The 21,998-nt window shown below is 59.9% G+C and carries 22 protein-coding genes; 9 read left to right on the forward strand and 13 right to left on the reverse strand.

Annotation, left to right across the window (positions count from 1 at the left end; genetic code table 11):
- Positions 1–168 precede the first annotated feature (168 nt).
- The 3 genes from F3I21_RS15225 to F3I21_RS15235 are packed head-to-tail and all read left to right on the forward strand — an operon-like array spanning position 169 to position 3,181.
- Positions 169–1,440 carry a four-carbon acid sugar kinase family protein gene (locus tag F3I21_RS15225; protein ID WP_150059257.1) on the forward strand — a complete coding sequence of 424 codons (1,272 nt, stop codon included), beginning with the start codon at positions 169–171 and terminating at the stop codon, positions 1,438–1,440.
- Entirely contained in the window at positions 1,385–2,413 is a 1,029-nt protein-coding gene (locus F3I21_RS15230; protein WP_370515548.1) for a D-threonate 4-phosphate dehydrogenase, read from the forward strand. The genes F3I21_RS15225 and F3I21_RS15230 overlap by 56 nt, the downstream gene beginning before the upstream one ends.
- Positions 2,414–2,419: 6 nt before the next feature.
- Entirely contained in the window at positions 2,420–3,181 is a 762-nt protein-coding gene (locus tag F3I21_RS15235) for a DeoR/GlpR family DNA-binding transcription regulator (protein WP_022547144.1), read from the forward strand.
- A gap of 78 nt (positions 3,182–3,259) precedes the next feature.
- Here the strand turns inward: F3I21_RS15235 and speD are convergent, their stop codons facing one another.
- The 3 genes from speD to F3I21_RS15250 form a co-directional block, all read right to left on the reverse strand.
- The gene (gene speD / locus F3I21_RS15240; protein ID WP_021507527.1) at positions 3,260–4,069 is read right to left on the reverse strand and encodes an adenosylmethionine decarboxylase; all 810 of its coding nucleotides are present in this window, start codon (positions 4,067–4,069) and stop codon (positions 3,260–3,262) included.
- 19 nt (positions 4,070–4,088) lie between these two features.
- A complete protein-coding gene (gene speE / locus F3I21_RS15245) occupies positions 4,089–4,943 on the reverse strand; it encodes a polyamine aminopropyltransferase (protein WP_150059258.1) in 855 nt (284 codons plus the stop codon).
- A 109-nt stretch (positions 4,944–5,052) separates the two neighbouring features.
- Positions 5,053–5,400 carry a YacC family pilotin-like protein gene (locus tag F3I21_RS15250; RefSeq protein WP_021507525.1) on the reverse strand — a complete coding sequence of 116 codons (348 nt, stop codon included), beginning with the start codon at positions 5,398–5,400 and terminating at the stop codon, positions 5,053–5,055.
- Positions 5,401–5,577: 177 nt separating this feature from the next.
- Between F3I21_RS15250 and cueO the strand changes: the two genes are divergently transcribed.
- A complete protein-coding gene (cueO, locus tag F3I21_RS15255) occupies positions 5,578–7,191 on the forward strand; it encodes a multicopper oxidase CueO (protein ID WP_150059259.1) in 1,614 nt (537 codons plus the stop codon).
- On the opposite strand, the gene F3I21_RS15260 is transcribed toward cueO, so the two are convergent.
- Positions 7,178–8,473 (reverse strand): cystathionine gamma-synthase family protein, encoded by a 1,296-nt coding sequence (locus tag F3I21_RS15260; protein WP_058759511.1) that lies wholly within the window; start codon positions 8,471–8,473, stop codon positions 7,178–7,180. The two genes, cueO and F3I21_RS15260, sit on opposite strands and share 14 nt — an antisense overlap.
- 155 nt (positions 8,474–8,628) lie before the next feature.
- Here F3I21_RS15260 and hpt point away from each other — a divergent pair, with 155 nt between their 5' ends.
- The 4 genes from hpt (at position 8,629) to F3I21_RS15280 (ending at position 12,263) form a co-directional block, all read left to right on the forward strand.
- The gene (hpt, locus tag F3I21_RS15265; RefSeq protein WP_150059260.1) at positions 8,629–9,165 is read left to right on the forward strand and encodes a hypoxanthine phosphoribosyltransferase; all 537 of its coding nucleotides are present in this window, start codon (positions 8,629–8,631) and stop codon (positions 9,163–9,165) included.
- A gap of 245 nt (positions 9,166–9,410) precedes the next feature.
- Positions 9,411–10,337 (forward strand): ABC transporter ATP-binding protein, encoded by a 927-nt coding sequence (locus F3I21_RS15270; RefSeq protein ID WP_021507521.1) that lies wholly within the window; start codon positions 9,411–9,413, stop codon positions 10,335–10,337.
- Positions 10,334–11,104 (forward strand): ABC transporter permease, encoded by a 771-nt coding sequence (locus F3I21_RS15275; RefSeq protein ID WP_021507520.1) that lies wholly within the window; start codon positions 10,334–10,336, stop codon positions 11,102–11,104. Before F3I21_RS15270 ends, F3I21_RS15275 begins: the two co-directional genes overlap by 4 nt.
- 151 nt (positions 11,105–11,255) lie before the next feature.
- Complete coding sequence (locus F3I21_RS15280) at positions 11,256–12,263, forward strand: acyltransferase (protein WP_058780458.1); 1,008 nt, start codon at positions 11,256–11,258, stop codon at positions 12,261–12,263.
- A gap of 36 nt (positions 12,264–12,299) precedes the next feature.
- On the opposite strand, the gene panD is transcribed toward F3I21_RS15280, so the two are convergent.
- The 9 genes from panD to thpR form a co-directional block, all read right to left on the reverse strand.
- Entirely contained in the window at positions 12,300–12,680 is a 381-nt protein-coding gene (panD, locus tag F3I21_RS15285) for an aspartate 1-decarboxylase (protein WP_021507518.1), read from the reverse strand.
- An 85-nt stretch (positions 12,681–12,765) separates the two neighbouring features.
- On the reverse strand, positions 12,766–13,620 hold the full coding sequence (gene panC / locus F3I21_RS15290) for a pantoate--beta-alanine ligase (protein WP_021507517.1): 855 nt from the start codon (positions 13,618–13,620) through the stop codon (positions 12,766–12,768).
- 15 nt (positions 13,621–13,635) lie between these two features.
- Positions 13,636–14,430 carry a 3-methyl-2-oxobutanoate hydroxymethyltransferase gene (gene panB, locus F3I21_RS15295; protein WP_088516660.1) on the reverse strand — a complete coding sequence of 265 codons (795 nt, stop codon included), beginning with the start codon at positions 14,428–14,430 and terminating at the stop codon, positions 13,636–13,638.
- Between the two features lie 82 nt (positions 14,431–14,512).
- The gene (gene folK, locus F3I21_RS15300; protein ID WP_058780459.1) at positions 14,513–14,998 is read right to left on the reverse strand and encodes a 2-amino-4-hydroxy-6-hydroxymethyldihydropteridine diphosphokinase; all 486 of its coding nucleotides are present in this window, start codon (positions 14,996–14,998) and stop codon (positions 14,513–14,515) included.
- Positions 14,995–16,410, reverse strand: coding sequence for a polynucleotide adenylyltransferase PcnB (gene pcnB, locus F3I21_RS15305; RefSeq protein ID WP_206099480.1), 1,416 nt, complete (start codon positions 16,408–16,410; stop codon positions 14,995–14,997). Before pcnB ends, folK begins: the two co-directional genes overlap by 4 nt.
- 38 nt (positions 16,411–16,448) lie before the next feature.
- Entirely contained in the window at positions 16,449–17,384 is a 936-nt protein-coding gene (gene gluQRS / locus F3I21_RS15310; RefSeq protein WP_370515549.1) for a tRNA glutamyl-Q(34) synthetase GluQRS, read from the reverse strand.
- Between the two features lie 70 nt (positions 17,385–17,454).
- Positions 17,455–17,910 (reverse strand): RNA polymerase-binding protein DksA, encoded by a 456-nt coding sequence (gene dksA / locus F3I21_RS15315; RefSeq protein WP_021507512.1) that lies wholly within the window; start codon positions 17,908–17,910, stop codon positions 17,455–17,457.
- Positions 17,911–18,149: 239 nt separating this feature from the next.
- Entirely contained in the window at positions 18,150–18,866 is a 717-nt protein-coding gene (gene sfsA, locus F3I21_RS15320; RefSeq protein ID WP_021507511.1) for a DNA/RNA nuclease SfsA, read from the reverse strand.
- Positions 18,867–19,406, reverse strand: a complete 540-nt coding sequence (gene thpR, locus F3I21_RS15325) for an RNA 2',3'-cyclic phosphodiesterase (RefSeq protein WP_058770594.1) — start codon at positions 19,404–19,406, stop codon at positions 18,867–18,869.
- 35 nt (positions 19,407–19,441) lie between these two features.
- Between thpR and hrpB the strand changes: the two genes are divergently transcribed.
- Complete coding sequence (gene hrpB, locus F3I21_RS15330; RefSeq protein ID WP_150059261.1) at positions 19,442–21,919, forward strand: ATP-dependent helicase HrpB; 2,478 nt, start codon at positions 19,442–19,444, stop codon at positions 21,917–21,919.
- The last annotated feature ends 79 nt before the right edge of the window (positions 21,920–21,998 follow it).

The raw sequence follows: 21,998 nt of genomic DNA on the forward strand, positions 1-21,998 counted from the left end.
TTGCACATTATGATTAGGTTTGCTCAATGCTGTGCGGGATGTATCCCTTTCTGAGGCTAAATTTATAGGCGATATCGATTTCAATTAATTTGATCTTGCTCACATATAATCAATCATGATTGAATATAATCAAATGCAGCACGGCAAGGGGCCGTGACAGGAGAGAGAATGACTTCATCGCCATGGAAAACGCCCGTTCTGGTGATTGCCGACGATTTTACCGGCGCCAATGACGCAGGCAGCGGTTTCGCGCTGGCCGGCGCGCGCGTCCACGTGCTGTTCAATAACCTGACACCCCCGGAGGCCGGCGCAGCGGATGTGCTGGTGATCAGCACCGATAGCCGTGCGGTCAGCGCAGCGGAAGCCGCCAGCCGTACACATGCCGCCATGCAGCCGCATCAGCAGATAGCGCAACACGGCTGGCTGTTTAAGAAGATTGACTCAACGCTGCGCGGCAATCCAGGCGCTGAGGTGGCGGCCGCGCTGCAGGTCAGCGCGAAACGGCTGGCGCTGGTGGTGCCGGCGGTGCCTAAGCTGGGCCGCATCACGCGCGGCGGGGAAGTGTGGATCCATCAACAGCGCCTGACTGATACCGAATTTGCCAGCGATCCTAAAACCCCGGTGACCAGCAGTAACGTGCTGACGCGCCTGCAGATGCAATGCGACCTGCCGGGCGAGCAGATCGATCTTGCCACGGTACGCAGCGGCACGCTGGCCGCACGGCTGGCGACCAGTCAGGGCCTGCTGGTACTGGACGCGGAACAGCAGGCGGATATCGACGCCATTATCGCGGCTGCCGCGACGCTGCCGGAACGTCCGCTGCTGGTCGGCGCGTCCGGGTTAAGCGATGCGCTGGGTGCGCATCTTGCTGCGCGGCCCTCTCGCCCGGTGCTGGCGATAGTCGGTTCGATGAGCGCCATGGCGCAGCAGCAAATCGCCAGGCTCGCCAGCCAGCGTGACATCCGCTTGATTGATATTGATATTTGCCAGCTGTTTGCCACACCGGCATGGCCGCAGGCGGCGGCCTGGCAGCAGGCGATGGTCCAGGCGCTGCGCGAGGGCGTGCACTGTGTGGTGCGCACTACGCAACAGGCTGACCAGCGCCACGCGATTGCGCAGCTGTGTCAGCAGCAGCAGATTACGCGCCAGCAGCTCGGCGAGCGCATCTGCCAGTTCCTGGCGCAGCTGACGCGCGCCGTCTGCGCACACATTCAGCCTGCCGGCCTGTTTCTTTCCGGCGGTGACGTGGCCATCGCAGTGGCGCAGGCATTCGGGGCCAGCGGCTTTCAGATTCAGGGCCAGGTGGCGGGCTGTGTGCCGCACGGGGTTCTGCTTAACAGTGAATTACACCTGCCGGTGATGACCAAAGCGGGTGGCTTTGGTGATGAAAACACCCTGGCAGAAGCCATTCGTTTTATTGAGGAGAAGTCGAGTGAATAACACTATTGCGGTGACCATGGGCGATCCGGCGGGCATCAGCCCGGAAATCATCATTAAAGCACTGGCAGAAGGGGAGCTGGCGGGCATTCCGGCGGTGGTGGTCGGCTGTGCCGCGACGCTGCGTCGGGTACTGGCGCTGAACATTACGCCGCAGGCCGAGCTGCGCGTGCTGGACAGCGTGCAGGATGCGCATTTCGCACCGGGCATCATTAACGTCATCGATGAGCCGCTGGCCGATCCTGACGCGCTGCAGCCGGGCAAGGTACAGAAGCAGGCCGGCGATCTGGCCTGGCGCTGCGTGAAGCGCGCCACCGAACTGGCGCTGGCGGGCGACGTGCAGGCGATTGCCACCGCCCCGCTGAACAAAGAGGCGCTGCACGCGGCGGGCCACCTTTATCCCGGCCATACCGAACTGCTGGCGCAGCTGACCCAGACCAAAAATTACGCCATGGTGCTGTATACCGACCATCTGAAAGTTATCCACGTGACCACGCACATCGCGCTGCGTAAGTTCCTCGACACGCTGAACGGCGAACGTATTCAGACGGTGATCGGCATGGCTGACAGCTTCCTGCGCCGCGTGGGCTATGACCAACCGCGCATCGCGGTCGCCGGGGTCAATCCGCACGCGGGCGAGAATGGCCTGTTTGGTGATGAAGAGATCACCACGGTGACGCCAGCGATCCAGGCAATGAAGCAGCAGGGCATTGATGTCCATGGCCCGTGCCCGCCGGATACGGTGTTTTTACAGTGCCAGCAGGGGCAGTACGATATGGTAGTGGCGATGTACCACGATCAGGGGCATATCCCATTGAAACTGCTTGGATTTTACGATGGCGTCAACATCACGGCGGGACTGCCGTTTATCCGCACTTCCGCCGACCACGGCACGGCATTTGATATCGCCTGGACAGGTAAAGCGAACTCTGCGAGCATGGCGATCTCGATAAAACTCGCGATGCAGCTTGCATAGGGAAATATGAAGGGACAAAGCCGTCTCGACCAGATTATGGACTATCTCAAAAGTCATAATCTGGTCACTGTTGAACAGCTGGTGAGCGCCATTTCTGCTTCGCCAGCCACCATTCGCCGCGATCTGATTAAGCTGGACAAGGAAGGGGTGATTAGCCGCAGCCACGGCGGCGTCACGCTGAACCGCTTTATCCCGACGCAGCCGACCACGCTGGAGAAGATGCAGCGTAACCTGGCGGAGAAGCAGGCCATCGCCCAGTTCGCCGCCAGCTATGTGCAGTCCGGCGATGCGGTAGTGCTGGATGCCGGCACCACCATGCTGGAACTGGCACGACAGCTGACCCATTTGCAGCTGCGGGTGATCACCGCCGATCTGCACATTGCGCTGTTTTTGTCGGAGTTTAAACAGATTGAGACCACCATCATCGGCGGCCGCATCGACGACTCCAGTCAGTCGTGCATTGGTGAGCACGGCCGGCGCCTGCTGCGCAGTATCAATCCGGACATCGCGTTTGTCAGCTGTAACTCATGGAGTATTGAGCGCGGTATTACCACGCCGACGGAAGACAAAGCCGGGCTGAAGATGGATCTGCTGGCCAACGCGCGCCGGCGCATTCTGCTGGCCGACAGCAGTAAATATGGCTCATGGTCGCTGTACTGCGCGGCACCGATTGATAGCCTGACCGATGTGGTGACCGATTCCCGCCTTGATGAAGCGGTATGCCGTGATTTGCGCGAGCGCGGCATTGGCCTGCAGCTGACCGCGTAAATGTGCCGCCTGCATCAGCGGGTGAATGACGTGCGCTGCGCTACCGCGGCGCAGCCTTCACCCACTGCTGGCGCTGAGTTACAACAACTTCAATCCCGTCGCCGGAATATTGCGTCCGTAGTAAATCTCACGCATCTCCTTCCACAGCAGATTGGTAATGCGCTTGTGTTCCTGCGGGCTCAGCTCTTCAGGTTTGGTGTTGAACAGGTAATACTTCAGATCAAATTCTTTCAGCAACATCTTGGTATGAAAGATGTTTTCCTGATAAACGTTAACGTCCACCATGTCGTACATCGCTTTCATATCCTCGGACATGAAGTTCTGAATGGAATTGATCTCATGGTCGATGAAATGCTTCACGCCATTGACGTCGCGCGTGAAGCCGCGCACGCGGTAATCCACGGTCACGATATCCGACTCCAACTGGTGGATGAGATAATTCAGCGCCTTCAGGGGCGAAATCACGCCGCAGGTCGAGACTTCAATGTCGGCGCGGAAGGTACATAAACCGCCTTCCGGGTGACTTTCCGGATAGGTGTGCACGCAGATGTGACTCTTGTCGAGGTGCGCCACCACCGAACTGGGCAGCGGGCCGGGATGCTCGGAATTATCGATATCCTGCGGATTGATCGGCTCTTCACTGACCAGAATCGTCACGCTGGCACCCTGCGGCTCATAATCCTGGCGCGCGATATTCAGCACGTTAGCACCGATGATTGAGCAGGTCTCGGTGAGGATTTCCGTCAGGCGGTTGGCGTTATATTGCTCATCAATATAGGCGATATAGCCATCACGTTCGGCTTCGCTATTGGCATAGCAAATGTCGTAGATACAAAAACTCAGGCTTTTGGTCAGATTATTGAAGCCATGTAGTTTTAGCTTTTGCAATTGGGTTCACCTCCTGAGGTCAGCTGAGCGCGTTTAAAAGGTATTGCGGCAGGGCAAAGCTGCCGATGTGCAGCTGTGGCGTGTAGTAACGGCAGGGCAGTCCGGCCGCGGCAAAACGTGACTGCAGCGTCGCAAGGTCCGGCTGGCGCAGCGCCGGATCGTCGCTCGCCCAGGCGAAGGTCATGATGCCGCCGTAGTAGGTCGGAATCGCCGCCTGATAAAAGCTGACGTCAGCGAAATAGTGGCTGAGTTTACGGTGGCTGTTGACCGCTTCATCCTGCTGCAGGAAGCAGACGCCGTTCTGCGCGACAAACACGCCACCGGGATTGAGCGCCTGTTTGCAGCCGGCATAAAACGCCGAGGTGAACAGACTCTCGCCGGGACCGATTGGATCGGTACAGTCGGAGATGATCACATCAAACCGTTCCTGCGTCTGGCTGACGAAGTTAACGCCATCGTCGATTACCAGCTGCAGACGCGGATCGTCAAAGGCGCCGGCGCTGTGATTAGGCAGATAGGTTTGACAGAAATTCACCACGCCGGCATCAATTTCCACCATGGTGATGTGCTCAACGCGCTGATGCCGGGCGACCTCGCGCAGCATCGCGCCGTCACCGCCGCCGATAATCAATACGCGCCGGGCATTGCCGTGCGCCAGAATCGGCACGTGCGTCATCATTTCATGATAGATAAACTCATCGCGCTCGGTGGTTTGCACCACGCCGTCCAGCGCCATCACGCGGCCAAAGGCGGCGTTCTCAAAGATCACCAGATCCTGATGCGCGGTTTTATCGCGGTAAAGCAGATTGTCTACGCTGAAATATTGGCCAAAGCCGCTATGCAGCGTCTCATGCCAGGTCTCTTTGTCGGCCATGCCGGAGCGCTCCTTATGCTGTTAACGCGCAATAATGCCAGAAAAAAGCATAACGAATTATGACCGTGCTTGCACGGTCAGGGCGTTAACAGCAGCGCAGGGCGGAGGATTATTTCACGTAGGCAAGCAGGCTGAGGGAATCGCGCGCCAGCGACTTACACTTTTTGTCGTTGGTGATGGCGATACCGCTCAAATCTTTGTAGCTCTCTTCACCGAGGGATTTCATGTTGTAAGCGCTGTAATTGCTCAGATCCCAGCGGTTTTGCTGGGCAAAAAACACCAGTGCTTTACGAATCTGCGCGTCGGGCAGATCCTGATAGCCGCAATCATTTTTCAGATAGACAAACACCGCGGTGAGGTCAGCCAGATCTTCTGCTTCGGATTCGCTCAGGGCAAAACTGGTGGAGGAGAAGCCAAGGAGTCCCGCCAGCAGCAGGATCTTGATGCTTTTCGTCATAATCGTTCTCAACAAGGGACAATTTAATGACGTTAGCACAGTTATTGCCGGGATTCCGCTAAATTTGGCTAAATGGGCCACTGGCGCGTTTTTTATCCCGGCGGGCGCTTTCATCGCTTGACCCTCCCGCAGGGGAAAGGTTTACGCTGTGCCCCTATTCACGATAAGGATATGAATATGCAACGTCGTCATTTTCTCAAGCTGACCGCCGCCCTCAGTGCAGCCGGCGCGCTGCCCTTGTGGAGCCGCTCACTGATGGCCGCTACGCGCCCGCTGTTGCCCATCCCGTCGATGCTGGAGCCCGATGCACACGGCCAGTACACGCTGACCGCCATGACCGGCAGCAGCCAGTGGAACGGCAAATCCGTCCCAACCTGGGGTTACAACGGTAGCCTGCTCGGCCCGGCGCTGCGCCTGCAGCGTGAGAAAAGTGTCACCGTCAATATTCATAATCGCCTGCCGGAAGCCACCACGCTGCACTGGCACGGGCTGGAAATTCCCGGCGCGGTGGATGGCGGTCCGCAGGCGCTGATTGCGCCCGGCGCCACGCGTCAGGTGAGTTTTACCCCCGATCAACCGGCGGCGACCTGCTGGTTCCATCCGCATCAGCACGGCAAAACCGGCTATCAGGTGGCGCAGGGGCTGGCGGGACTGGTACTGCTGGAAGATGAGGCGTCCGGCAAGCTGCGGCTGCCGATGCAGTGGGGCGAAGATGATGTGCCGCTGATTTTCCAGGATAAGCAGCTCACTCAGGACGGCACGCGTATCGATTATCAGCTGGATATCATGCGCGCCGCCGTGGGCTGGTTTGGCGATTTGATGCTGACCAACGGCGTGCCGTATCCGCAGCACGCGGTGCCGCGCGGCTGGCTGCGCCTGCGCCTGCTCAACGGCTGCAACGCGCGCTCGCTGCACATCGCCGCCAGCGATAAACGTCCGCTGTACGTGGTGGCGAGCGACGGTGGCCTGCTGGCTGAACCGGTGAAGGTGGAGAGCCTGCCGCTGCTGCCGGGCGAGCGCTTTGAAGTGCTGGTGGATACTTCAGACGGCAAAACCTTTGATATCGTAACGCTGCCGGTCACGCAGATGGGCATGACGCTGGCGCCGTTCGATCAGCCGCTGCCGCTGGTGCAGATTCTGCCGCTGCGCGTGATGGCCAGCGGTACGCTGCCGGACCAGCTGGTGGATGTGCCGCCGCTGCCGGCAACGGAAGGGCTGCAGAGCCGCTGGCTACAGCTGATGATGGATCCGCAGCTGGATCAGCAGGGCATGCAGGCGCTGCAGCAGCGCTACGGTGCCAAAGCGATGGGCAGCCAGCACGGCGCGGGCAAAGCGATGGATCATGGCAGCATGAACATGGACCATGGCGCGATGGATCATGGCAACATGGATCACGGCGATATGGCGATGGATCAGGGTAACCACGCCAGCAGCGCCGCATATGATTTCCACAACGGCAACAAAATCAACGGCCAGGCCTTCAACATGGAAAAGCCCATGTTTGCCGTGCCGCTGGGCAAATATGAAAAATGGACCATCTCCGGCGAAGGCGACGCCATGCTGCATCCGTTCCACATTCACGGCACGCAGTTCCGCATTCTGTCCGAGAACGGCAAGCCGCCTGCGGCGCATCGCGCCGGCTGGAAAGATATGGTCAGCGTCAACGGCTGGCGCAGTGAAGTGCTGGTGCGCTTCAACTACGTCGCCGATAGCGAAAATGCCTATATGGCGCACTGCCATCTGCTGGAGCATGAGGATACCGGCATGATGCTGGGCTTTACGGTGAGCTGACGGCTGCTTCCAGCGCCAGGCGGATATCCTCAATCAAATCATCGGCATGTTCGATGCCGATCGACAGGCGCACCGTCGCGTCGGTGATGCCAATGCGCTCCCGCACCTCCTGCGGTACGCCGGAATGGGTGGTGCTGGCGGGATGGCTGGCGAGCGACTCGGTGCCGCCGAGGCTCACCGCCAGTTTGAACAGCGCCAGCGCGTTGAGAAAGCGGAATGCCGCAGCCTGGCCGCCCTCGATATCAAAGGAGAAGGTGGAACCGGCACCGCTGCACTGGCGCTGCCAGGTTTCTCCTGCCGGACTGCTGGCGTCGAGATAGGGTAGCCAGTGCAGTTTCGCCACCTGCGCGTGATCGCGTAAAAATGCCGCGACCTGTTCCGCATTGCTGGCGGCTTTCTCCATGCGCAGCGACAGCGTTTCCAGCGAGCGGCCAATCATCCAGCTGGAGTGCGGATCGAGCTGGGTGCCAATCGCGCTGCGCAGCGAACGCACTTTGTTGATTAACGCCCGGCTGCCCAGCGCGGCGCCGGCAATCAAATCGGAATGACCGCCGACATATTTGGTCAGCGAGTAGAGCGAGATATCCGCGCCGTGCTGCAGCGGACGCTGAAACAGCGGGCCGAGCAGGGTGTTGTCGCAGGCGAGAATCGGCCGGGAGCCCTGCTGCTGGGTGATCACCTCCGCCACCTGACGCATCAGTTGGATGTCTACCAGACTGTTGGTGGGGTTGGCCGGTGTTTCAATCAGAATCATCGCGACGCGCCCGCGCTGCCACGCCAGCTTCGCGGCTTCATACACTTTATCTTCGTCGGTGCCGTCGCTGAATCCCACCGCTTTGATCTCCAGATCGTGCAGCGTTTTGCTCAGCAGCGTTTCGGTGCCGCCGTACAGCGGCTGCGAGTGCAGGATCACTTCGCCGGGACGGGCAAAGGTCAGCAGCGTGGTGGCAATCGCCGACATGCCGGAAGAGAACAGCGCGGCGCTTTCGGCACCTTCATAAATGGCCAGCCGATCTTCGACGATCTCGCTGTTAGGGTGGTTGAAGCGGGAATAGACCAGCCCGCCGCTTTTGCCCGCCGGCGGTTGCTGGCGGCCGGCAACGAAATCGAAAAATTCTTTGCCCTCTTCGGCGCTGTTAAACACAAAGGTTGACGTCAGAAACACCGGCGGCTTCACCGCACCTTCTGACAGGCGCGGATCGTAACCGTAGTTGAGCATCTGCGTTTCCGGATGCAGTTCACGCGTGCCGATCTGCGTTTTTTTACCTGATGAAGCGGCCATAGGGATCTCCAGAGAGAGCGGGGCAGGATGCTTACAGTTAACGCCAGCGCAATAAATTTCGCCACGATAACGTTTGCGTTCTGTGCGCGGCGTTAGCCTGTGCGTCGACTATGATAGAATGCGCGGCTTTCTGAAAACCTTCTTAGGCGAATGCAATGAAACACACCGTCGACGTGATGATCTCTGAGCAGGAGATCGCAACCCGTATTGCCGAACTGGGCAAGCAGATCAGCGAGCACTACCGCAACAGCGGCAGCGAAATGGTGCTGGTCGGCCTGCTGCGCGGCTCCTTCATGTTTATGGCTGACCTGTGCCGCGCCATTGATGTCGCGCACGAAGTCGACTTCATGACCGCCTCCAGCTACGGCAGCGGCATGTCCTCCACGCGCGACGTGAAAATCCTCAAAGATCTCGATGAAGACATTCGCGGCAAAGATGTGCTGATCGTCGAGGACATCATCGACTCCGGTAACACCCTGAGCAAAGTGCGTGAAATTCTGCAGCTGCGTGAGCCAAAATCACTGGCGATCTGCACGCTGCTGGATAAGCCGGAGCGCCGCGAGGTTGAGGTGCCGGTTGAGTTTATCGGCTTTACCATTCCGGATGAGTTCGTGGTCGGCTTCGGTATCGACTACGCACAGCGCTACCGCCATTTGCCGTATATCGGCAAAGTTACGCTGCTGGACGAATAACCGCACAATCTTCCAAGGCTGATTCCCTCCGCCTGCGATAAAATGCGCAGCCCGTAACTCAATGACTTACGGGCTCGGCACGCGTTTTCCTGCGGCACGCAGAGTGGTAGAGTGTGGTGGGTTATCACTCTGCGCAATTCCTTTGATTTCACAACCGTTATCGCTGAATAACCCCGCACGCTCGACGCGAGCGCACTATCATTTCATATGGCTATGATGTCACTACAACAGGGTACGGACTCGCAATGACTTATGCACTGGAACTTTCCGGGCTGACCAAGACCTATCCCGGCGGCGTACAGGCGCTGAAAGGCCTCGATCTCAACGTGGAAGCAGGCGACTTTTATGCCTTACTGGGCCCTAACGGTGCCGGTAAGTCCACCACCATTGGCATTATCAGCTCGCTGGTGAACAAATCCAGCGGCAGCGTGCGCGTGTTTGGCTATGACCTGCAGAAAGATGTGGTCAACGCCAAGCGGCAGCTTGGGCTGGTGCCACAGGAATTCAACTTTAACCCGTTTGAAACCGTGATGCAGATTGTGGTTAATCAGGCCGGTTATTACGGCGTGGAACGCGCCGAAGCGAACAAGCGCGCGGAAAAATACCTCAATCAGCTCGACCTGTGGGGCAAGCGTAACGAACGGGCGCGCATGTTGTCCGGCGGCATGAAGCGCCGGCTGATGATTGCCCGGGCGCTGATGCATGAACCGAAACTGCTGATTCTTGATGAGCCGACGGCTGGTGTGGATATCGAACTGCGTCGCTCAATGTGGGTGTTCCTGAAAGAGCTGAACGCCAAAGGCACCACCATCATCCTGACCACCCACTATCTGGAAGAGGCGGAAATGCTGTGCCGTAACATCGGCATCATCCAGAGCGGCGAGCTGGTGGAGAACACCTCAATGAAAGGGCTGCTGTCCAAGCTGCAGTCGGAAACCTTTATCCTCGACCTGGCGCCGCGCAGCCCGCTGCCGCAGCTGGAGGGCTTCCAGTATCGTCTGGTTGATACCTCAACGCTGGAAGTGGAAGTGATGCGTGAACAGGGGCTGAATAGCGTATTCAGCCAGCTGAGCGCGCAGGGCGTGCAGGTGCTCAGCATGCGCAATAAAGCGAATCGTCTGGAAGAGCTGTTCGTCAGCCTGACGCAGGGAAAAACAGGAGTAACCGCATGACGCATCTGTACTGGGTGGCGCTCAAGAGTATCTGGAGCAAAGAGATCAACCGTTTTGCCCGCATCTGGATTCAGACGCTGGTGCCGCCGGTGATCACCATGACGCTGTACTTCATTATCTTTGGCAATCTGATCGGCTCACGTATCGGCGATATGCACGGCTTCAGCTATATGCAGTTTATCGTGCCGGGCCTGATTATGATGGCGGTGATCACCAACGCTTACGCCAACGTCGCTTCGTCATTCTTCAGCGCCAAGTTCCAGCGCAACATTGAAGAGCTGCTGGTGGCGCCGGTGCCGACGCACATTATTATCGCCGGTTATGTCGGCGGCGGCGTAGCGCGCGGCGTGTGCGTGGGCGTGCTGGTGACGGCGGTGTCGCTGTTTTTCGTGCCGTTCCACGTATTCTCGTGGCCGATGGTGGCGATCACGCTGCTGCTGACGGCGATTCTGTTCTCGCTGGCGGGCCTGCTGAATGCGGTGTTTGCGCGCACCTTTGACGATATCAGCCTGATCCCGACCTTCGTGCTGACGCCGTTAACTTACCTCGGTGGCGTATTCTACTCGCTGGCGCTGCTGCCGCCGTTCTGGCAGGCGGTGTCGAAGCTCAATCCGGTGGTGTACATGATTAGCGGGTTCCGCTATGGCTTCCTTGGCATCAACGATGTTCCGCTGGTGTTGACGCTGTCAGTGCTGGTGGCGTTTATCGTAGTGTTTTACGTGCTGGTGTATGCGCTGATTCAGCGCGGACGCGGCTTGCGCACCTGAGGCGCAGCTCCGAATAAGAAGCCGCTGCCGGCGTCGTCCGGCGGCGGCTTTTTTTTACCCACTCTTCGCAATTCCAGACGCGTCTTGTGCTTTCAGCCCGTGGCTTTCCCCATAGTGGCCGCTGACCAAAAAAGCAGCGGGGAAGCGAAGAGTGAATCGGGTATCATGGATTGATAATTTACGCGGCATGAGCATTCTGGCGGTGATTTTTTTGCACTGCATGATTGCAGTGAACCAGCAGGCCGGGCACTTCACTGCCTTTAACGAGCTGGTGAATCAGCTGCTGGCGCCGGTGCGTATGGGGCTGATGTGCTTTGTCTCCGGACTGTTCGTCGCCAGCGGTTTACGCCACGGGCAGGCGCGCTATCTGCGAAACAAAGTCAGCAGCATTCTCTATCCGTTTGCCGTCTGGGCGCTGATCTACGGCGGGCTGAAGTGGACCTTCAGCGCGATGGCCAATCACCCACAGTCGCCGCTGGCCATCGCGCTCGGCCATCTGAGCGGCGGCGATATCACCTGGTTTCTGCACTCGCTGTTTCTGTTCTTTGTGCTGATTATCCCGGCGCGCCGCCTGCCCGCGGCGCTGGTGCTGACATTGTGCGTTGCCGGTGCGGTGCTGCTGCCGCCGGTGCCGCCTGACTCGCTGTTTGCCAGTTTCGACAACCTGCATCTGAACAAGTCGCTGGTGCTGTTTGCCTTCTTCTACAGCGCCGACTGGCTGGTGCGCCAGGATATTGATATTGCCGCGTTCGCGCAGCGTCGTACGCCGCTGCTGCTGTCGCTGATCGCCTTTATGCTGCTCGCGGCGTTCAGCCTGTGGGGCGGGCTGCGTCAGCATTCGCCGTGGCTGCTGCCGCTGGCGCTGCCCTCAATCCCGCTGTTCGTTGCGCTGGCCTGCCGTATCAATCTGCGGGCGGTTAACTACGTTGGCCGCCATTCGATTGTGTTTTATCTGTCGCACTATCTGGCGATTCAGGTGTGCAGTAAATTGCTGCGCCACGACGGCCACTCTGCGTGGCTGGCTGACCTGCATTTTGTGCTGGCGTTCAGCGTCGCGCTGGCGTTGCCAACGGCGCTGTGCGTACTGCGGGCAAAAGGATGGTTTGACTGGTTGTTTACGCTGAAGCGCAAAGGGCAGCCGCAGCTGGCGGGCGTATAAGGGAAAGGCGCGCTGTCCGTACAGCGCGCGGGATGATCAGGCCACCTGCACCGGCAGCGCTTTAGCGATACGCTTCATTTCGTTATCGCCGTCGAAGTAGGCCACTTTCGGCTGCCAGCTGCGTGCCACTTCATCTTCCACCTGCACATAAGAACAGATGATCAGCAGATCGCCCTGACAGGCACAGCGCGCGGCGGCACCGTTGACCGAAATGATTTTCGAGCCACGCTCGGCGGCTATGGCATAGGTAGAGAAGCGCTGGCCGTTGGTGACGTTATAGATGTCGATGGCTTCGTATTGCAGAATGCCGGAGGCATCAAGAAAATCCTGATCGATGGCGCATGAGCCTTCATAATGCAAATCCGCCTGCGTCACTTTTACGCGGTGCAGTTTGCCTTGTAATACGGTACGAATCATAGCGTGATACCTTTGTTATACCCGTGCGCGGCCGGTTTCTACCGCGCAGTGTGTAGCGGGTACATGCTGCCCATAAACGACGGCGTTAAACCGTCAGATCCACTTGCTGATTATCAATCAAACGCGCATTGCCGAGCCAGGCGGCCATCAGAATCACTGCGCGCTGGCTGTCGACCGTCAGCGGCTGCAGCGTATCGGCATCGCAGATGGCCAGGCCGTCCGGGCGCAGGCCCTGATCGCGCAGCGTCTGTTCGGCGTGCTCAATAATCTCATCCACGTGCCGCTCGCCGTTGCTGAGGCGCTGCGCCATGCTGTTCATCACCTGGCTGAGCACCGGCGCCAGCTTGCGTTCATCGGCAGTAAGATAGCCGTTACGTGAGCTGAGCGCGAGACCGTCTTTGGCGCGCACCGTCGGCACGCCAACGATGTCAATGTCAAAGCCCATGTCCGCCACCATCTTGCGGATGATCGCCAACTGCTGAAAATCCTTTTCGCCAAAACAGGCGATATCCGGCTGCACCAGATTAAACAGCTTGCTGACGATGGTGGCCACGCCGCGGAAATGACCGGGACGGCTGGCGCCCTCCAGCAGCGAGGAGAGGCCCGGGACTTCAACGAACGTCTGGCTGTCGAGACCCTGCGGATAGACATCGGCCGGCGCCGGGGCAAAGACCAGGTCGACGCTGTGGCGATTGAGTTTTTCACAATCGTCCTGCAGCGTGCGCGGATAGCGCGCCAGGTCGTCGGCGCGATCAAACTGCATCGGGTTAACGAAGATCGATACCACCACGATATCTGCGCGCTGGCGTGCTTCATCCACCAGCGTCAGATGCCCCTCATGCAGGTTGCCCATAGTGGGCACCAGCGCGATGCGTTTACCTGCCTGGCGCCAGCGTCGAATCTCACGGCGCAGCAGCGGCAGCGTTTCAATGATCAGCACTGCAAATCTCCTGATTTACTGGAAACTGTGTTCGGCAGCAGGGTAGGTGCCTGCCTCAACGTCGGCCATATACTGGCGAATTGCCGCACGAATGTCGCCGGTTTCCGCAAGGAAATTTTTGGCAAATTTTGGAATGTGGCCGCCGGTAATACCAAACGCGTCGTGCATCACCAGAATCTGGCCGTCGGTGACGTTACCGGCACCGATGCCGATTACCGGTACCGACAACGCTTTTGTGACGCGCTCAGCCAGCGCGACCGGCACGCACTCCAGCACCAGCAGCTGCATACCGGCTGCTTCCAGTGCCAGCGCATCCGCCAGCAGGCGCTCGGCTGCCGCTTCATCGCGCCCCTGCACCTTGTAGCCACCGAAGATATTAACCGACTGCGGCGTCAATCCCAGATGACCACACACCGGCACGGCGCGCTCGGTCAGCATGCGCACGGTCTCTGCCAGCCAGGCGCCGCCTTCCAGTTTTACCAGGTTGGCGCCGGCGCGCATCAGCTGCGCGGCACTGTCAAAGGTTTGCTGCGGCGTGGCGTAACTCATAAACGGCAGGTCGGCCATCACCAGCGCGTTGGGCGCACCGCGCCGCACCGCGGCGGTGTGATAAGCAATATCGTCGACCGTCACCGGCAGCGTGGAATCATGGCCCTGCACGGTCATGCCGAGCGAATCGCCAATCAGCAGCAGCGGAATGCCCTGGTCGGCAAACAGGCGCGCGAAGCTGAAATCGTAGGCGGTCAGCGTGGCGAACTTGCGGCCGCTGGCTTTCAGCTGGCGTAAGTGAGAGAGGGTGGTGGGTTTCATCGCAATCTCCAGCATTTTCTGATGCGCGCAGTGTACTGGATTGATTGCAAAGGCGATACGACGTGCGTGCGATTCTGCCGCGTCAGGCGGACCACAAGCGGATGCTGCTGCGGTCCAGCGTCGCCAGAATGCCGGCCAGCGGCTGGCCGTTCGGCAGGCGCAGTGTCGGCGCGATCTCCAGCAGCGGCACCAGCATGAAGGCGCGGTTGTGCATATCGTAGTGCGGCACCGTCAGGCGCGGCGTGTGGATCACCGCATTGCCGAACAGCATAATATCGAGGTCCAGCGTGCGCGGTCCCCAGCGTTCGGCTTTGCGCACCCGGCCATGCTCCAGCTCAATGCGCTGGGTGTGATCGAGCAGCGTTTCCGCGGCCAGTGTGGTCTCCAGCGCCACCACGGCGTTGAGATAATCCGGCTGATCCGGCGGTCCGTACGGTGGCGTGCGATAAAACGCGGAGGTGGCTACGCGGTGGGTATCGGGAATGGCATCCAGCGCGGCCAGCGCTGCATCAACCTGATGCAGCGGATCGGCGAGATTACTGCCTAAGGCGAGATAGACCCGCGTCATGACGCGCTGTGGTTGCTGTCGCGACGCGGGCCAGCTGGACGACGGCGCGGACGGCGTGGTTTACGGCGCGGAGCAGGATCGTCACCCAGGGTGTTGAGCATGGTTTTCTGCTGTGTCGGCACCGCCGACTGGAACTCGCCCCACCACTGGCTGAGGCGCAGCAGCTCGGCGTTGTTCTCGACTTCCGCACGCAGCGCCAGCAGGTCGTAGGCGGCGCGGAATTTAGGATGCTCCATCAGCTTCCATGCGCGCTTACCGTGACGGCGGGACATGCGCAGCTGCAACTGCCAGATATCGCGAATCAGCGTGGTGATACGTTTCGGAATCGCCAGCGCACGGCAGGCTTCATCCAGCGTTTCGTTCATGGACAGCGCAAACGCATCGAAATAGGTCAGGCCGCTCTCCTGCGCAATCTGCTCGGCTGACTCCAGCTGCGGATACCAGAACATCGCCGCAAACAGGAACGCCGGATTCACGCGCATATCGTTGTGCAGGCGGGTATCGGTGTTTTTCAGCACCTGGGCCAGCATGCGCTCCATCGGGCTGTCGCCCTGTTCGGTGAAGTTGCGCGCCAGCGTCGGGAACAGCGGCTGGAACAGCTGGTATTCGCGCATCATCAGATAGGTGCGATAACCGTAACCGGCCTGCAGCAGCTTCAGCGACTCTTCAAACAGGCGCGCCGGCGGAATGTCATTCAGCAGCGTGGCGAGGCGGGGAATCGGCTCGGCGGTTTCCGCCGCAATGCTCATGTCCAGCTTGGCGGCGAAGCGCACCACGCGCAGCATACGCACCGGATCTTCGCGATAGCGCGTTTCCGGATCGCCAATCATGCGGATGATGCCTTCCTGCAGATCCTGCAGGCCACCGACGTAATCGCGTACGGTGAAATCAGCCACGCTGTAATAGAGGCTGTTGATGGTTAAATCGCGGCGCTGCGCATCATCTTCAATGTTGCCAAAAATGTTGTCGCGCAGCAGCATGCCGTTCTGACCGCGCTGCGAACCGTTGCGATCGTCGACGCTCTCTTCCTGATGATGGCCGCGGAACGTGGCGACTTCGATCACTTCCGGACCGAACATCACATGCGCCAGACGGAAGCGACGCCCGACCAGGCGACAGTTGCGGAATAGCTTACGCATCTGCTCCGGCGTGGCGTTGGTGGTCACGTCAAAGTCCTTCGGCTTTTTACCCAGCAGCAAATCGCGCACGCCGCCGCCAACCAGATAGGCTTCGTATCCGGCTTTGTTCAGGCGATACAGCACTTTGAGAGCGTTTTCGCTGATATCTTTGCGTGAGATATTGTGGCTTTCCCGGGGGATAACGGTCATCAGACTTACGGTTTCCACCTCTTCAGGGGCCTCCTCATCACGCTTGAGGACTCTCCGGCAAAAATTAGCGACTCGGGTAAAAATGGGACACCTCGACAGTGAGAAAATGGGTGTGAATAAAATCAGCGGCTAATCATAGCCTGTTGCGAACCATTTAGGAATGGCGTTGTCGCCTCATCCGGTTGTTGCGCATCATGCCGCGGAATCGATGCGCTATCCCAGTATGTAACGGCATGGTCCAGCAGCGCCTCCAGCCCATGGTCCTGCCAGCCTGGTAAAACCGACTGCCCCAGGAAGCTTAGCGCCTGCACCAGCACCGGTCGCGGATCGCCGTCCGGTAAGGCTGGCGCGTGGTTCTGCTTCGACAATTTATTACCGTCCGGGTTAATTGCCAGCGGCAGATGCAGATAAGCCGGCACCGGCCAGCCAAACTGCTGATACAGCGCAATCTGGCGCACCGTTGGCTCAATCAAATCCGCACCGCGCACAATCTCCGTCACGCCCTGAAAATGGTCATCGACCACCACCGCAAGGTTATAGGCGAACAGGCCGTCACGACGGTGAATAATAAAGTCTTCCTGCGCCAGACGCGGCTCCGCCTGCAGGTGGCCGCGCAGGCGATCGTCAAAACCGTATACAGGCGCATGCTGACGCAGCCGCAGCGCGGCGCCCTCCGGCGGCAGATGTAAATCGCGGCAGTGACCGTCGTAAAAGCCGCCCAGCTGCTGGATGCGGCTGCGCGGGCAGGTACAGAAGTAGCTTTGACGATGTTCGCGCAGCCAGCTCAGCGCCGCGCGATAGGCCTCGTGGCGCTGCGACTGCCACAGCACGTCGCCGTCCCAGTGCAGCCCATAATGCGTCAGCTGACGCAGGATGCGCGTTGCGGCACCGGCGACTTCACGCGGCGGATCGATATCTTCAATGCGCACCAGCCAGCGGCCCTGCTGCGCGCGCGCGCTCAGGTAGCTGCCTAATGCAGCTATCAGCGAACCGAAATGAAGATCACCGGAAGGAGAGGGGGCGAAACGCCCGATGCAGGGAAGCGTGGCGGACATCATGCTGTGGTACACCGCACGGCGGGAAAACAGTGGTTTTCCCGGCTGTGCGGCGACAGTCTGTTAACGGCCATTAGCCTGCCATCTGCTTCTCGCGGATTTCTGCCAGCGTTTTGCAGTCAATGCAGAGATCGGCGGTCGGACGCGCTTCGAGACGGCGGATACCAATTTCGACTCCACAGGATTCGCAGTAGCCAAAGTCGTCGTCTTCCACTTTCTTGAGCGTTTTCTCAATCTTTTTAATGAGTTTGCGCTCACGATCGCGGTTACGCAGCTCCAGGCTGAACTCCTCTTCCTGGGCGGCACGGTCAACCGGATCCGGGAAGTTGGCAGCTTCGTCCTGCATATGCGACACAGTACGGTCTACTTCATCCCTGAGTTGGTTGCGCCAGGCTTCCAGAATCTTGCGGAAATGGCTCAGCTGGGCGTCATTCATATACTCTTCGCCCGGTTTCTCCTGATACGGCTCCACCCCAGCGATGGCGAGGATACTCAGGGACGATGTTTTACGGTTTTGCCCTTCTTGCATGTTGTTTCTCCTGGATAACACGCACTACCCGTTCTGTTTCAGATTGCGAAAGCCTTTGCCTGCAACCCGACGCATGCGGGGCATATCGATTCCCATCAGGGAAAAAAACAGGCCGCTATAAATAGCAGAAGCAATCAAGGTTGGCAATTATTCATGAACGCACCTTGACAAGCCTGTGAGGAACAGCGTATTTAGCGCACCGCTCAGAACATTCTTATCACAGCAAATAACGTTAAATATTACAACTGTGCGTTAATCGTTACCGTTAACGGCCGGGTAAGTAACATTTCTGCCGGTGAAATCTGAGCCTGATACGCCAACACTTCCACACCGCAGCGCTGCGCCTGTACCAGTAGTTCTGCGTATTGCGCATCGATATGGTGCGCCGGGGAAACGTCCTCAATCCCCGTGTGCAGAACAGCAAACAACAAAACGGCCCGGTGGCCTTCTGCCGCGATAGTGCTTAATTCGCGCAGATGTTTCTGTCCACGAGCCGTCACCGCATCCGGAAAATAGCCTTTACCATTTTGTAAAAGGGTGACGGACTTGACTTCAATATAGCAGTTGGCTTTGCCCTCCGCTTGCAACAGGAAGTCAATTCGGCTTTTTTCCGTGCCGTATTTCACCTCAGCCTGGCAGTGGCTATAAGCGGATAATTCCGGAATTGCGTCGCGCAGCAGCGCCTCGCGCACCAGTTGGTTGGCGCGCAGGGTATTGACGCAAATCCAGTGGCCCTGCGCGGTTTGCGTTATTTCCCAGCTATGCGGATATTTGCGCGTCGCGCTGGCCGAGGTGGAGTACCACACGGTGTCGCCTGGTGTGGCGCAGCCGGTCATCGCACCGGTATTGGCGCAGTGCAGGGTAAAGGTGTCACCTTCAGGCGTAATGACATCGGCTAAAAAACGTTTATAGCGGGTGATTAAGCGGGCTGATTGTAACGGCGGATCGAACTGCATTTATGCTCCTGCGGCAGATAACAGTGGCCAGCGCGCCAGCCGGCGATAGCGCGTGCGTCCCTGCGTGAAGCTGGACGCAAACAGCGCGAAATGACTCACCTCAACGCGCCAGTGAAAACCGCGCGGCGGCAGCGCCACGGCCTGCGCAGCGTGGCGCAGCAGGGTGATGTGGGGATGGAACGGCTGCGTACTCTGCGCACAGCCATGGCGCGCGGCCTGGGCGCGCAGCAGGTTGGCCAGCTGCAGTAAACCGCGCGGCGCGCGCTGGCAGCCAAGCCACACCACGCCGGGACGCGGCCAGTGACCGGCGTCATCGAGATCCAGCGTAAAGCCAGGCTGGCGGATGCGTGCCGCCAGCTGCTGCAGCTGCTCCGCCGTTTCCGTGCTGACCTCACCGAGAAACGCCAGCGTCAGGTGCAGATTCGCCGCCGCCACCGGTTTACCCGCGTCTGCGGCGAAGCAATCGGCCCGCCATTGCACCAGCTGTTGCTGGAGGGCATCAGGCAATTCGAGGGCAAAAAACAGTCGTTGCGTGGCCATGCTGAACTCCGGTAATTGGCGCCGGGTGGTGTACAATGCGCGCCATCTTAGCACAGGCAGAGTGGGAGTTGAGTGTGAGTGAGTTACCGGTAAGCGAGGTACTGCCTGCATTGCTGGCCGCGCTGGCGCAGTCGCCACAGGTGCTGCTGGCGGCCCCGACCGGCGCCGGGAAATCCACCTGGCTGCCGCTACAGCTGCTGCAACAGGCGCAGCTGCCAGGGCAAATCATCATGCTGGAGCCGCGCCGGCTTGCGGCACGTAACGTGGCACAGCGGCTGGCGGAACAGCTGGGTGAACAGCCGGGCGAGACGGTAGGTTATTGGCTGCGCGGGGAAAACTGCAGCAGCGCAGCGACGCGTCTGCTGGTGGTCACCGAAGGCATTCTGACGCGCATGCTGCAACGCGATCCGCTGCTGGAGGGCGTATCGCTGGTGATCCTCGACGAATTCCATGAGCGCAGTCTGCAGGCTGACCTTGCGCTGGCGCTGCTGCTTGATGTGCAGCAGGGATTGCGCGACGACCTGAAAATTCTGCTGATGTCGGCAACGCTGGATAATCAGCAGCTACGCACGCTACTGCCCGACGCGCCGTTTATTGCGTCACAGGGGCGCAGCTTTCCGGTGATGCGACGTTACGCTTCGCTCAATCCGCAGCAGCGGTTTGAAGAGGCAGTGGCGCGCGAGGTGGCACAGTTGCTGCGGGATGAGCCCGGTTCGCTGCTGCTGTTTCTGCCCGGCGTGGCGGAGATTGAACGGGTGAAGCGTGAACTGGCGTCGCGCGTCAGTGATGAGGTGGATTTATCTCCTTTATATGGTGCGCTGTCGTTGGAGGCACAGCGGCGGGCCATCCTGCCGGCCGCGCCGGGCCGGCGTAAAGTGGTGCTCGCCACCAATATCGCCGAGACCAGCCTGACGATTGAAGGTATCCGCCTGGTGGTGGACAGCGCGCTGGAGCGCGCGGCGCAGTTTGACGTGCGCAGCGGCGTGACGCGTTTGCTGACCCAGCGCATCAGCCAGGCATCGATGACGCAGCGCGCTGGCCGCGCCGGTCGCCTGGCGCCGGGGATCTGTCTGCATCTGCTGCCGCAGGAGCAGGCGCTGCGTGCGGCGGCGCAGAGTGAACCGGAGATACTCACCAGCGATCTGGCCTCGCTGCAGCTGGATTTACTGCAGTGGGGCTGTCAGGACGCGGCTCAGCTGCAATGGCTGGATAGTCCACCGGCGCGCAGCCTGCAGGCGGCACGTCAACAGCTGCAGCGGCTCGGCGCGCTGGATAGCGAAGGGCGGCTCAGCGCGCGCGGCCGTAAAATGGCGCAGCTCGGCAGCGATCCGCGTCTCACGGCGATGCTGTGCGCCGCCGGCGACGATGTGCACGCCATCGCCAGCGCGGCGCTGCTGGTGGCGATTCTGGAGGATCCGCCGCGCAGCGGCAGTGTCGATCTGCGTGATGCGCTCAACCAGCCACAGCCGCAGTGGCTGCGGCGCGCGCGGCACTGGCAGCAGCGGCTGAACGCGCGCGAAGGTCGCGTTGACGCCGATCGCTTCCCGGCGCTGCTGGCCGCCGGATTTGCTGACCGGCTGGCGCAGCGTCGCGGTCACAGCGCGCGCTATCAGCTCGCCAATGGTATCGGCGCGATGCTGGATGAGCACGACGGCCTGAGCCGCTATGAGTGGCTGATTGCCCCGAGCCTGCTGCAGGGGGCCAGCAGCGCCGATGCACGCATGCTGCTGGCGCTGCCGGTAGAGATGGATGCGCTGCGCCAGCAGTGCCCGCAGCTGGTGGAGCAGCGCACCGATGTCGACTGGGATGAAGACAAAGGCACGCTGCGCGCGTGGAAGCGGGAAGCGATTGGCGCGCTGATCCTGCGGGCCCAGCCGCAGGCGCGGCCCGAGCCGGAGATCCTGCATCCGGCGATGCTGCGCTGGATCCGCGAAAAAGGGCTGGCGGTGCTCGGCTGGACGCCAGAGGCAGAGCAGCTGCGTGTGCGCTTGCAGTGCGCCGCGCAGTGGCTGCCGGAAGAGGCGTGGCCGACGCTGGATGATGACACGCTGCTGGCCTCGCTGGAGCACTGGCTGTTGCCGGAGATGGGCGCAGTACGCGATTTAAAAGGGCTGCAGAGCGTTAATCTTGTCAGCGCTTTATTACATTTGCTGACATGGTCACAGCGGCAGCGGCTGGATACTGTGCTGCCAACTCATTACACTGTGCCGACCGGAAGTCGCCTGCCGATTCGCTACGACGCGGAAAAGCCCCCCGCGCTGGCGGTGCGTATGCAGGAGATGTTTGGCGAGGCGCAGAACCCGGCGGTTGCCGATGGGCGCGTTCCGCTGGTGCTGGAGCTGCTTTCGCCGGCGCACCGTCCGCTGCAGATCACCCGTGACCTCGCGGCGTTCTGGCGCGGTGCGTATCCTGAAGTGCAGAAAGAGATGAAAGGGCGCTATCCCAAACATCCGTGGCCGGACGATCCGGCCAGCGCCTTGCCGACGAGGCGTACCAAAAAATATTCCTCGTAGCCCGCAGTGGATCGAATTCAGAGGGTTCTGCCATGCGCGGCACGAGAAAGCAGTTAGAGTAGCGGCGCTGCCGTAGCTA

The sequence above is a fragment of the Pantoea sp. B_9 genome (assembly GCF_008632015.1).
GTDB lineage: Bacteria > Pseudomonadota > Gammaproteobacteria > Enterobacterales > Enterobacteriaceae > Pantoea > Pantoea dispersa.